The organism is Verrucomicrobiota bacterium (assembly GCA_016871535.1).
Lineage (GTDB): Bacteria > Verrucomicrobiota > Verrucomicrobiia > Limisphaerales > SIBE01 > VHCZ01.
Genome location: VHCZ01000172.1, coordinates 1 through 13,255, shown reverse-complemented (window position 1 = coordinate 13,255; position 13,255 = coordinate 1). Strand labels below are relative to the sequence as shown.

The 13,255-nt window shown below is 61.4% G+C and carries 8 protein-coding genes; 7 read left to right on the top strand and 1 reads right to left on the bottom strand.

The genetic code is table 11. The annotated features are described in order from the left end of the window. Window positions 1-395: 395 nt before the first annotated feature. From FJ398_19260 to FJ398_19240, 5 genes are all read left to right on the top strand, one after another. Window positions 396-2,795, top strand: a complete 2,400-nt coding sequence (locus FJ398_19260; protein MBM3840060.1) for a hypothetical protein — start codon at window positions 396-398, stop codon at window positions 2,793-2,795. Window positions 2,796-3,107: 312 nt separating this feature from the next. After that, a complete protein-coding gene (locus FJ398_19255; GenBank protein ID MBM3840059.1) occupies window positions 3,108-5,675 on the top strand; it encodes a DUF1553 domain-containing protein in 2,568 nt (855 codons plus the stop codon). A gap of 168 nt (window positions 5,676-5,843) precedes the next feature. Further along, window positions 5,844-7,316, top strand: coding sequence for a DUF1501 domain-containing protein (locus FJ398_19250; GenBank protein ID MBM3840058.1), 1,473 nt, complete (start codon window positions 5,844-5,846; stop codon window positions 7,314-7,316). An 84-nt stretch (window positions 7,317-7,400) separates the two neighbouring features. Next, a complete protein-coding gene (locus FJ398_19245) occupies window positions 7,401-8,147 on the top strand; it encodes a protein-L-isoaspartate(D-aspartate) O-methyltransferase (GenBank protein MBM3840057.1) in 747 nt (248 codons plus the stop codon). Between the two features lie 104 nt (window positions 8,148-8,251). Then, a complete protein-coding gene (locus tag FJ398_19240) occupies window positions 8,252-8,818 on the top strand; it encodes a bacteriocin-protection protein (protein ID MBM3840056.1) in 567 nt (188 codons plus the stop codon). A gap of 1,002 nt (window positions 8,819-9,820) precedes the next feature. Here FJ398_19240 and FJ398_19235 read toward each other — a convergent pair. Then, window positions 9,821-11,116: a Gfo/Idh/MocA family oxidoreductase gene (locus FJ398_19235; GenBank protein ID MBM3840055.1), complete on the bottom strand. Its 1,296-nt coding sequence runs from the start codon at window positions 11,114-11,116 to the stop codon at window positions 9,821-9,823. 177 nt (window positions 11,117-11,293) lie between these two features. Here FJ398_19235 and FJ398_19230 point away from each other — a divergent pair, with 177 nt between their 5' ends. Further along, window positions 11,294-12,532: an alpha-hydroxy-acid oxidizing protein gene (locus FJ398_19230; protein ID MBM3840054.1), complete on the top strand. Its 1,239-nt coding sequence runs from the start codon at window positions 11,294-11,296 to the stop codon at window positions 12,530-12,532. A 129-nt stretch (window positions 12,533-12,661) separates the two neighbouring features. Next, on the top strand, window positions 12,662-13,255 hold a 594-nt coding region (locus FJ398_19225), incomplete at its 3' end, for a hypothetical protein (protein MBM3840053.1).

Below are 13,255 nucleotides of genomic sequence, written 5' to 3'. Positions count from 1 at the left end.
TTTTTCGCCAGACTTCGTTGCTTGCTCCTTACAGATCCACTTCGGGATATGCTCGTCGCTCGCGCCTCGTCTGGCCGAAAAATCCCTTGCCGCGAACGTGAGCGTATTTATGAAATGGACCACTTAGCTTAGGGATGACCGAGCCGTCCCGCCACATCGAGATGGTTTTTGAAAAAAGGCAACGAAGGTCACGGCCCAACTGTCAGAATCAATCATTCCCGCGAAGATTTTGCCCACGGATGACACGGATGAACTCGGATAGGAACCTGTCTTCGATGGCATCATTGGCTCGGCGGGAGCCTCGCCCCACCTTCAATGATGGAATGTTGGAATCCACCGGATTGACCTGATGCGCCCGCAGTTCTAAAGTCCGCCTGTAAACCCCAAACCTTTCTATGAAACCAAGCTTCTTTGGGCGGCTGCTGACGGTCCGGCTCGCCGTCGCGCTCCTCCTCACGACCCTCTCTCTCCGCGCTGAGTTTATTCAACCCGTCGCCGTGCTTGCCTCCAACGGCGAAACCACGCAAGACGCGCTCATCAATGGGCAGGGCCTCGATAATCCGGGCATCGGTTCCGTCGCGTCGCTTCATAGCCGCGACAACGCCGAAATGTGGTCCGTCGTTGGCTCCATCCGCGCCGACGCCATCCTTGATCTGGGCAAGACGGTCGATCTGACCAAAGTTTATCTCTGGAATTACAACGTCGCCGATAGCACCGATCGCGGCATGAAAGAAGTGGAAGTGCTGGTGTCGCCGGATGCCAACATGATCAACGCCAACTTCACCGCCATTGCCGTCATCACCTTGAAAGAGGGCGGCGAGACCGCGCAGACTTTCAATGTCGTCGGAACCAACGTGCGCCTGGTCAAACTGAAAGGGATCACCAACTGGGGACACGGCTGGTCCGTCGGCCTGGCAGAGGCGCGATTCGAAAGCGGGGATATCGCAGGCGAAGTGCCCAGCGTGATTGTCGCGAATCCTCACGAGGCGGACGTCATTCCCTTCGGCACGGACATCACGATCGACGCCCGCATCACGGACCGGGACAACAACCTGCTCAAAGTCGAGTATTTTGACGGCGACACCAAGCTCGCGGAAAAGACCGCCGGCCCGTACACCCTCGCGGTGAAAGCGCCTGCGAAAGGCGACCACGCCTTCCGGGTCGTCGCGACCGATCGCACGGGCCTGGTCGGGTGGGTCACGGTGAATTGCGTGGTGCGCGAGTTCGTGGCGGATCGCATCGTGCAGATCGACGACAATGCCGACATCGGCGACGGCGTCAACCAGATCCGATACACGGGCACGTGGAATCTCGCGCCGGGCAACGTGAACGATCCGCGCTTCAAGAACAACGACCATTACTCCGACGCCCGCAACGCCTACTTCGAGGTGAAATTCAAAGGCGTCAAGATTGACCTGTTCGCCACGGTCGCCAGCCATCACGGATCCGCGATTGCAACGATTGACGGCGGAACTGAGTACACGGTGATTTACAAAGCGGCGCAACGCAAAGAACAGGTGCTCGTCTGGAGCAGCCCGATCCTGCCCAACCGCGACCACGTCCTCCGCGTTCGCGTGCTGGGCAACGGCGTCGTCACCGCCGACCGTTTCGATGTGCATGTCTCGGACAAACCGGAAATCGATCGCGCCACCGTCAAGAAGGTGACCGCCCGGCTCACCGAGGTGATTGTCGAGACCGAAGACGCGGGCAAAAGCGTCGTCGATCCAGCCACGGTCAAACTCTCGGTGGACGGATCGCCCGTCACGGCGTCGGTGGTTAAGGCCGGGCTGGTCACGACACTCACATACAAGCCCGCGGCGCCATTCCTGGCCGGTTCAAGCCATACGTTGAAAGTGGAAACGAAAGATTCAACCGGCGCGAGCCTCATCCTGGAATCGCCCTTCACTTTGCCCAACCCGTTCTTTCCTTTGAACGGTCTCGGCGGTCCGGGCAGCAGCGCGGGCAAGTGGGGCTTCCGCCAAATCTGGAATGCGGGCCGGGCCGACGCGCTCGTGTCCGCCGTGGACATCGCGCTCAAGGCGAATCAGCCCGGATTCACGGGAAAAATCCACGACACGGCGGTCTCCGCGATCAATCTTGGCGAGACCGCCGCTCCTGGCTCCGGCGGGTTGATCCCGGATGACCAACCGATCCCTGCTGAGGCGCAGGGCCTCACCGAGAGCGATTTCGTGATTGTGGCGCGCGCCCGAGTGAAGATTCCGCGTGCTGGCGATTGGACCCTCGGCGTTCATAGCGACGAAGGATTTGGCCTTCGCTTCATCGGCGCGCCTTTCGCCAGCGTCACCGGCAACGGCGAACGCGACGAGAATTTCCAGGAGTTCATGGTTTTTCAAACGAACACCGGCGACAGCAACACGCGCGGCGTTCTCAAAGGCATCGCCGCTGGCGTTTATGAAATCGAGTTCATTGCCTGGGAACGCGTCGGCGCGGCGTATTATGAAGTGTATGCCGCCGAGGGCGCCTTCGAGAATGACGCGGATACCGATCAGTGGAAATTGATCGGGGAGCCGGGCGGTTTGGAAATTGTCGCCGCCAGCCCCAAGGTCACCGCGCTCGGCTTAGCCAAAGCCAATGACCGAGTTACCATCGACTTCACGACCCCAGCACCCGCCGGCCAGTATCAACTGCAGGAAAGCGCGGACTTGAAGGCCTGGCAACCTGTGAGCGGCGCGACGGTACAAAAGACCGGCAACAATAGCGTTCGCGCCAGCGGCGGAGGCGCCACGACCAGCGCGCGATTCTATCGGCTGGTTCTCCTCGGCACGACGCCATGAGAGGCGAACCGGTCTTTTCAATGTTTCCGAGCAGCGCTGGTAGGGACGGATTCCACTCCGTTCCAAATCAAGCCTTGAGGCAGACTGCCACCCGGGAAGAGACGATGGGCCAACGGAGGCTTCTGGTTTTTCCGTTGTCCGTCTCTCCGTTTCAAGAAACGCCTCAAGGATTAGTCAGGGACGGAGTGGAATCCGTCCCTACCAGCGCTAACAGTTTACGCGGGAGAGGGCCGGGGTGAAGGAGAACGACGAAGCCGATCCGGGAGCGCAAGCGCGAGCCAATCGCCATCGACGAATGGCTCGACGGGAGCCTTGCTCCACTGTCGCTTACTGAGGGTTAGGTTCCTCCAGATAATCAGTTGGCGAACGTGGCCTAATATCGTGTATGATTCTGACGTGCTACCCCATCTCCAGAGCACTGACTTGAAAGTTCGGGGCCACCCACAATCGGGGAGCGCCATTGGAATTGGCCTGATCCTGAGCCAGATCGTTTTTTCTTCGGCAGCACCAGCCCTATCGGATCATTGGGCCTTTCGTCCGGTTCAACGGCCGCCCGTGCCGGAGGTCAACGACGGCGGGTGGTGCCGAAATCCGATTGACCGTTTCGTGCTCGCCAAACTGGAAGCGCGCGGTTGGCGGCCTGCGGCGGAGGCTGCGCCTTCGGCACTGCTGCGCCGGGTTTACCTCGATCTCATCGGTTTGCCGCCCACGTTGGAGGAACAGGATGGATTCGAGCGCGGCAGGATGCCGCCCGAACCGGCAGGCTGGAAGCTCGCCCTGCGTTCTGAGGCCGCGCTTGATGATGTGATCGATTCGCTCCTCGCCCGACCGGAATATGGCGAGCGCTGGGCGCGTCACTGGCTGGATCTCGCGCGCTACGCGGACAGCAATGGCTACGAACGCGACGCGGCGAAGCCTTTCGTCTGGCGTTACCGCGACTACGTCATCCGCGCGTTCAATTCCGACAAACCGTTCGACCGTTTTATCCTGGAACAAATCGCGGGCGACGAATTGTCGGACGCCGACGCCGAGAGCTTGATCGCAACCGGCTTCCACCGCCTCGGCCATTGGGATGACGAACCGGCCGATCCCGACGCCGACCGGTTCGATCAACTCGACGACATGGTCTCGACGACTTCGCAGGTTTTTCTTGGCCTCACGCTGGGCTGCGCGCGCTGCCACGACCATAAATTCGAGCCGCTTTCCACGCGGGATTACTATTCGATGGTCGCAGTGTTCAATCCCCTTCAACGTCCGCAAAACGGGCGCACCGAGCTGGCGTTGCCCGCCGGTTCGCCCGAAGAACTCGCCGAGCTGGCCGCGCGCGATCGAAAGATCGAGAAGCTGAACCGAGAGAACGAGGAGGTCCGCGCAGACTTGCGCGAAAACCATTTCAAGTCCGGTCGCAGCAAGTTATCCGCGGAGGCGATGGCTGCCTTTCGAACGGCTCCCGACAAACGCAACCTGGAGCAGAAGAAACTCGTGAACGGTTCCGCAAAGCAACTGGAGGCCGAACTGGCCGGGATCATGCCTGAGGACACTCGAAAGAAGCTCGCCGACAATCAAAGCGCCATCGAAACGCTGCGCGCGGCCACGCCGGATTTGGCGCGGGCTTACTTCATGCGCGAGCCGTCGCCGATTCCGCCGGCGACGCACGTCTTGCTGCGCGGGAATCCGAAACGTCCAGGCGATCCGGTCAGTCCGGCCGTTCCCGCCGTGGCGGCAAAGCCTCAGCCGGAATTTCCAGCTCCGGACGCGCGAACCTCGCGCCGGCGGCTCGGTCTGGCGCAGTGGCTTGCGAGTCCCGACAACCCGTTGACGACGCGTGTCTTTGTGAACCGCGTGTGGCAGCAGCATTTCGGTGCCGGCCTTGTGCGGACGCCGAGTGACTTCGGCGTGATGGGCGAACCGCCGACGCATCCGGAATTGCTCGATTGGCTGGCGCACTGGTTCGCGCACGACGCGCAGGGGTCGATCAAGAAACTGCACCGGCTCATCCTGACCAGCCGCGCCTGGCGCATGAGCCGCACGCCGAATCCGGATTACGCACCAATGGACCCGGAAAACCGCCTGCTCAGTTATCTCCCGTATCGCCGCCTCGAAGTCGAAGCGATTCGCGATTCGGTGCTGGCCGTGAGCGGCCAGCTCAATCCGGCCATGTTCGGCCCGCCGATGTTTCCGGTGATCCCCGCTCAAGCCATCGAAGCCAATACAGACAAGCAATCGATCTGGAAGGCGTCGGACGAAACCGAGCGCTCCCGGCGGACCGTGTACGCGTTCATCAAGCGCGGGCTGGTGGTGCCGATGCTGGAAGTGCTTGATCTCTGCGACACCGTGAGCAGTTCCGCGCGCCGCCAGGTTACGACCGTCGCGCCGCAGGCGCTGACGCTTTTCAATGGCGAATTCGTGAATGAACAAGCCCGGCATTTTGCCGCACGGCTCCGGCGCGAGGCCGGCGCCGACGCGTCGAAACAAATTGAATTGGCCTGGCGCCTCGCGTTGTGCCGCCCGCCGCGCGCCACGGAAGTTGCGGCGATGAAGGAATTCTTGCGTCGCGAGACCGAAGCCGCGCGCAGGGAGACTAAGTATGGCGCGGCGGCGACACCGGAAGAACAGGCGCGATCAGAAGTGTCGGTCAGTCGCGATTCGATTGGCTTCCCTCTCTCCCCGCGAGGAACGAGTGGGGAGAGATCTGGAGAGAGGGGTTTCTTGGAAAAGCGAGATCGGACGCCCCTCCTCTCCCCAGCCCTCTCCTCCCTTCGGGAAGAGAGGGAGAAGACTTCGCTGACCGATAGTTTGAATCGCACCCCGGAAGAACAGGCGCTGGTGCAATTGTGCCGGGTCGTGTTCAATCTGAACGAGTTTGTTTATGTGGACTGAAAGCAAGCGACGCTTGAGCGCGGAGAGGTCAAAGGAGTTGTCCCGGTGGATCCGAACTTCCGTTGGCTCGGTCCTTACAGCCCGCGAGGGGATGCTCGAACCTCGCCGCCTTGGCCACAACCAAAATCCCTCGCCGCAGGACCCCGCGGAATTTTCGGACACGCTCTTATGAACTCCACACGTTTCGACCCGAACGTTACCCCCTGCGGCCGCACGCGCCGGGAATTCCTTTGGCAAGTCGGCGGCGGTTTCGCGGGGCTTGCGCTGATTGACCTGCTGACGCGAAGCGGTTTTTTCACGGCCAAAGCTGCCACGGGCGGAAATCCATCGGAACATCCGCTGGCGCCGAAGCCGCCGCATTTCCCGACGAAGGCCAGGCACGCCGTCTTTCTGTTCATGAACGGCGCGCCGAGCCAGGTCGATACGTTCGATCCCAAACCGGCGCTCACGCAATGGCACGGCCAGCCTTACTCCGGCGACGCCAAGGTCGGCTCCAACGGACGGCCCATCGGCCATTTGATGCAATCCCCGTTCGAGTTCCGGAAGCATGGGCAGAGCGGACTGGAGATCAGCAGCCTGTTCCCCTGCACGGCGCAGTTCGCCGACGACCTGTGCGTGATCCGCTCGATGTATACGGACACGGCGGCGCACGCGAGCGGTTGTCTGCAAATGAACAGCGGCAGCGTGTTCATCGGCAAACCTTCGCTGGGCGCCTGGCTCAGCTACGGGCTGGGCTCAATGAACGAAAACTTGCCGAGCTTCGTGGTGATGACCGATCCGCGCGGCGGCCCCATTGGCAGCGCTTCAAATTGGTCGGGCGGCTACATGCCCGCCGCATATCAAGGGACGCTCTTCCGCAGCCAGGGCACGCCGTTGCTCGACCTGGCGACGCCCGCCGGCACGACCGAGCGCACGCAGCGCCACAGCCTCGATTTGCTCAAACAACTCAATGAGGAACACTTCGCGTTGCGCGCGCATGAATCCGAACTCGCGGCCCGGATCGAGTCGTATGAACTGTCGTTCCGCATGCAAACGGCGGCGGCGGAAGTGGTCGATCTCCGCCGGGAAACGGAAGCGACGAAAGCGATGTACGGCCTGAACGAGCCGCGCACCGCGGACTTCGGCCGGAAATGCCTGATCACGCGCCGGCTTTTGGAGCGCGGTGTGCGGTTCATCCAATTGTATTCCGGCGGCGGCCACATCGAAGACACCTGGGACGGCCACAACGATTGCATCACGAATCACAAACTGCACGCGGGCGAAACCGACCAACCGATCGCGGCGTTGATGGCGGACCTCAAGCGCCTCGGGCTCTGGGACGAAACGCTCCTGATCTGGGGCGGGGAATTTGGCCGCACCCCCACGAGCGAAGGCGTGGGCAAACCGGGCCGGGATCACGATTGGCACGGCTTCTCGATGTGGCTGGCGGGCGCCGGTGTCAAGGGCGGCCAGGCCATCGGCGCGACGGATGAGTTCGGCTTCAAGGCGGCGCAGGAGCCGGTTCACGTTTCCGATTTGCACGCCACGATTCTGCACTTGATGGGGCTGGATCACCGTCAGTTGACCTATTTTCACTCCGGATTGGACCAGCGGCTTACTGGCGTCGTGGAACGCCAGGTGGTGGGAAAAGTCCTTTCATGATATCGTTCCTTCATGTTCCTCCGAAGCCACGCCCGGCCACGCAGCCGGAAGGTTTGTCCGGCGATCTCAGGCCGGCTCCGGCTCATGAACTCGCGGCTGTTCAAATCCTGTCCATTGCTCGTCGTGGCACTGGCCGGATGCGGCGGACCGCAAGTTCAGACCGGCCTTCCGCTCGCCGGAGGCGATTCGCGCGAAGCCCTTCGTGAAGCCATGGTGCGCGACCAGATCGAAGCGCGCGGCGTCAAAGATCCCGAGGTGCTCGTCGCGATGCGCCGCGTGCCGCGGCATGAATTCGTCCCGGAACGGCTTCGCGACCATGCGTACAACGATCACCCGCTCCCCATTGGCGAGGATCAAACCATTTCCCAGCCGTACATAGTCGCTTTCATGACCGAGGCGTTGCGGCTCAAGCGAGGCCAGCGCGTCCTCGAAATCGGGACTGGTTCAGGCTATCAGGCCGCCGTGCTCGCGGAACTTGGTGTCGAAGTCTATACCATCGAAATCATTCCCAGTCTGGCCGAGCGCGCCCGCGCGACGCTGGCGCGGCTGAATTACAAGAGCGTCCAGGTTCGAGCGGGTGACGGCTATCTGGGTTGGCCGGAGGCGGCGCCGTTCGACGGCATTATCGTCACCGCGGCGCCGCCGCGCGTGCCACGCCCATTGATCGATCAATTGAAGCCTGGCGCCCGCCTGGTGGTGCCCGAAGGCGTGGCCGAACAAGACCTCGTGATCTATACCAAAGCCGCGGACGGCCAGTTGCGGCGCGAAGCGGTTTTGCCTGTGCGCTTCGTGCCCATGACCGGGCGCGCGCAGGAGTCGTTAAAGCGCTAAAAGCGGAACGATTCAGTTGGGAACTAGGGCGCGTGCGCTCCCCATCTGAATCTGAATCTGAATCGTTCCGGCCAAGAGAGCCAAAAGAGTGACGACAGTCCGGAATGAAAATCGTCTATTTCAAAGCGCCGTCTGAATTTCGCCGGTGGCTGGAAGCGAACCACGCCAAAGTGTCCGAGCTCTGGGTCGGCTTTTACAAGAAGGACTCCGGCAAGACCGGCATCACTTATCATGAAGCGCTCTGTTTTGGCTGGATCGATGGCATCAAGAAGCGCGTGGACGAGTTGAGTTACACGCATCGCTTCTCTCCCCGGAAAGCCAAAAGCAACTGGAGCCTGATCAATATGCGGCGCGCCGAGGCCTTGAAGAAATCGGGCCGGATGACGGCGCCGGGCTTGAAGGCGTTTGAGGCGCGGGACCGCAGGAAGTCGGGCTACTCCGTTCAAGACCGGCCTCAAAAGTTCGAAGGCGCCCACGAGAAGGAATTCCGGACGAACCCAAAGGCCTGGGAATTCTTCCGGGCACAACCACCGGGCTATCAGCGAATGGCCTGCTGGTGGGTGATGAGCGCGAAGCGAGAAGAAACGCGTTGGCGGCGGCTTGGTCAGCTTATCCTTCTGTCGGAAAAACAAGCGCGGCTGGCTGTGACTTCAGAGACTGCGAACCGGTAGGGCGAGTCCGTCCCGGCGAGCCGCTCGACGTGCGTGGAACGCGTCCGACTTGGCTCGCTGGGGACAGGCTCGCCCTACCGCGATCTTCCTGGCCATGCACAGCCCCTTGAACGGGTAAGGACGCGTTCCACCGCGTCCCTGGAATGGCTCTTTTCGATTCGCAGAGTAAGGTCAGGGACGGAGTGAGGGACGGAGGAGAATCCGTCCTTACCCGGTTCACGGCACAGCACCAGAGCGTTCGGATTTCAGAACAGATTGAATTGCCGCCCAGTCTTTGGGGTAGTCTGTTTCTGCGGACATTCTCGCCGGGGCGAATTTGCTTTGGCTCGTTGGGAAATTTTTCGTCGTGGTCCAGGCGTTTGAGCGCGTCGTCCATGTAACTTTTGAACGCGCGTTGGCTCTCGTCTTTGGTCAGCGTGCTCAATCGCTCGCCGTAAAGCAAATCGACGTAAGTAATCCAGGTAACCCGAATCCGCGAGACCGTTCTGCGTGACGATGATGTGGCTGTGGACACGTTGTCGTATGATCGACTCGGCCACGAAGCGATCTCGATTCTGGGACGCGTCGAGACCGGAGCTTGAGACGGGGAACCAGATCGCGGTGCCTCTAGTGCGGTATTCGCGGGAGCCTGCTCGCGCCGGCCAGGCCGCTGGAAGAGTCCAAACAGAATGACCAGCAAACCGCCCACCGCGATGAGCCAGACGCGGTAAGAGGGAGGTCGAGACTCCTGTGTAGGCGTCGGTTCAGGAGACGTGCGTTCTTTCACACTAATCAAGACACCGCCGCGAGTGGGTTTTGTATTCAGCAGGATCAAACGCGATCCCGCAACGCATCGCTTTACTGCTTCGTGGAATCTGGAAACCGCGTGCGGACTGAGTTCCTACAAAGTAGGGCGGGCTTCCAGCCTGCTTTTTGCTGCTATGGTGGGGAACGACGCAGAATAGGCAGGCAGGATGCCTGCCCTACGCTAAGGCCGCCTCAACGGCATTGAACCACGTTGCCTCAACCGCCGTACGGGAGTTCGTATCCGGCGCGATAAGGGCGAGTGAGCAGCGCGTTGGCCTCGGCTTCGCGCCCGCCGCAGCGGGTGATTCTTCCGGAGACGTAATCGTATTCAAGACGCTGGCCGCCCAGGCGCGTGCCGATGTTGCCGAGATGACAGAGATCGGCCGAAATGGCGCCGAGATCGATGCGCGCATTCAACCGGGAGGGATCGTTGGCCCGGACCGCCGCGAGAAAGTTTTCCATGTTGTTCTCACCGGCCCCGTCGATTTTCTTGACCGCGCCGTCCTTCAGGGTCACGACGGCGCCTTTGCGGCCGATCTCCAATTTGCCCTCCGTTCCGTAAAAGACGTTGCCGTTGTCGTGGCCTTCGAGCGCGTAAGGCGTGAAGAGCCGCATTTCGTAAATGAGATGGCACTTCTCATATTCGCAGATGACGGTTTGCGTGTCCGGCGTTTCATGATCGTCGTCGTAGAACAGTTGCCCGCCGGAGCAAACCACGGCCTTCGGGTAATCGACCCCGAGGCCCCAACGCGCGACATCGACTTGATGGATGCCGTCGTTGCCGAGGTCGCCGCAGCCGTAATCCCAAAACCAGTGCCAGTTGTAGTGCCAGCGATTATTCGTGAATGCGCGCGCCGGCGCCGGGCCCAGCCAGAAGTCGTAGTTCACGCCCGCCGGCGGCTGGCTCACCGGGGCGCGGCCGATCGGCTTGCGCAACTGATGGTTGATGGCTTTGCCGACCAGGACTTTTCCGATGACGCCATCGCGCAAGGCCTGAACCGCCGCCATCGCCTCGCCGGAACTTCGCCGTTGCGTGCCGTGTTGGACGCAGATTTTGTATTGCCGGGCAGCTTTCACCAGCAACCGGCTCTCCTGCACGTTGTGGCTGCAAGGTTTCTCCACATAAACGTGTTTGCCGGCCAGAATCGCCGCCAACGCGATCGGCGTGTGCCAGTGGTCGCAGGTCGCGATGCTCACGGTATCGATCGATTTGTCCTCCAGCAACCGCCGGAAGTCGTCGTATTTCTTCACGTGACTGGCGTTGGGCAAGCTGGCCGCGGCTTTGTCACGCCGGGCCGGATCGAGATCGCAAACGGCCACAACCTCGCAATCTTTCAACTTGGCAAAGGCCCGGCAATGGCCAGTTCCCTGGCCGCCGGTGCCGATGACCGCGTGGCGGATGCGCTCGTTGGGTGAACTTTGCGCGAACGTGTTCGGAAGGTTCAAAGACGCCAGGCTGGCAAGACTTGCGCCTGACGCTTTCACGAAATTTCGCCGTGTCCAGTGCTTCATAGTGCAGCCTTTCTTTGCAGTTTTAACCACGGATTGCACGATTCACACGGATAGGGAAGGGGGTGAGTTGAGCCAACGACGTTCCAATCTGTGTTCATCCGTGTAATCCGTGGTTAATTTGGTGGCAGCTTGCCGCGTTGTGATTCTTAATGTCAAATGGGATCGGAACCAAAGCGTATGCGCACACTTCGCTCTCCCCAATCCCATGCCGCTCTCGCCAACCGCCGCGCGTTCTTGAAGTTTCTGGCCGGCAGCCCTCTGTTCGCGCCGGCCGCGCGGCTGCTCTTGTCCGAGGGATCCCTCTCAGAAACTCACGCGGCGGCCGCCGTCGAACCGGTGATCGCTTCGCCCGAAGCGGCTTTGAACGTTTTCAATTTTGAAACCGCGGCGCGAGCCAAACTTCCTCCAGCACACTGGGGTTATCTGGCGACCGGCGTCGAAGACGACGCCACGCTGCGGGCCAATCGCTCGGCATTTTCCAAGTACCACATTCGCCCTCGGCGTTTGGTCGATGTGCGGCAGATCGACGCTTCTACGCGGCTCTTGGGCGAGGAACTGGCGTCTCCGATTCTGCTGGCTCCCGTGGGCAGCCAGAAAGCTTTTCACGACGACGGAGAAGTTGCCGTCGCCCGGGGCGCCAAAGCTCAACGACATCAAATGATCCTCTCGACCCAAACCACAAGCTCCATCGAAGACGTGAACGCGGCCTACGGAAGTCCGGTGTGGTATCAGTTGTACCCGACTTCCAGTTGGGAAGTGACACGGGGATTGCTGAAGCGCGTGCAGGCCGCGGGCTGTCGCGTGGTGACGGTCACGGTGGATCAACTCAGCTTCCGCAGCACCGAGACGTTTCAGCGGTTTCGGCGCACCGACGATCGCGACTGCGCGGAATGCCATTCACCAAGAGTGTTCGGACGCCACAAACCGATGTATCAAGGCCTCAACACAACCGGCGTCACGAGCAATCTTTACGCGGGCTTGACCTGGGATTTCGTGGATCGGCTGCGCCAAGAGACCACGATGAAAATCGTCCTCAAAGGCATTGTCACGCGTGAGGACGCCCGTCTGAGCGTGGAACATGGGGTCGATGGCATCCTGGTTTCCAATCACGGCGGCCGGGCCGAGGAAAGCGGCTGGGGAACATTGGACAGCTTGCCGGAAGTGTTGGAGGCCGTGGCCGGCAAAATGCCGGTCCTGATCGACGGCGGAATTCGGCGGGGCACGGATGTTTTCAAAGCGCTGGCGCTCGGCGCGAGAGCTGTCTGCATCGGACGGCCTTACATCTGGGGGTTAGCCGCCTTTGGCCAGGCCGGAGTCGAAAAGGTCTTGAACCTATTGCGGCTGGAACTGGATCTCGCCATGAAACACGCGGGCACGCGAACCTTGCGGGATATCACGCGCAATTGCGTCGGGTAATGGACTGGATCATAACCCCTCAGTTAACGCGGTGGAGCGACGCTCCTGCGGCGCTTCTCTTCGATGGCATTGGCTCGGCAGGAGCCTGCTTCGGCATTCTTTCGACATCCGGCCTTTGGGCATTCGGCCTTGGTTTGGCGCGTCGGGGTGTTGAGCTTTGCCGTCCTGGCAGCGATTTCTTGCGGCGCAGCCCAATTCGAGTGGCAAGCCGCCTCTCCCGAAAGCCAGGGCATGTCCCCGGAGCGGTTGGAGGCCATTCGCGCGCGGATGGCGAGCAAAAAACCCGCACCTTCCTCGTGGTGCGTAACGACCGCATCGTTTGCGAGTGGTACGCGCCCGGCGTCACACCGGCCACCCGGCAAGGCACCGCTTCGCTGGCGAAAGCGCTCGTGGGCGGGATGTCGCTGGCCCGACGGTAGGGCGCGCCTGTCCCCAGCGAGCCGGTCCGGACGTGTTCCAGGCACGTCGAGCAACTCGCCGGGACGGACTCGCCCTACCAGCGACGGGTTCATGGGCCGAGTGCATGGTTCCCAGACCAAGGGAGCTTCCCATGAACCCGACGGTAGGGCGCGCCTGTCCCCAGCGAGCCGATTCGAACGTGTTCCAGGCACGTCGAGCAACTCGCCGGGACGGACTCGCCCTACCAGCGACGGGTTCATGGGCCGAGTGCATGGTTCCCAGACCAAGGGAGCTTCCCATGAACCCGACGGTAGGGCGCGCCTG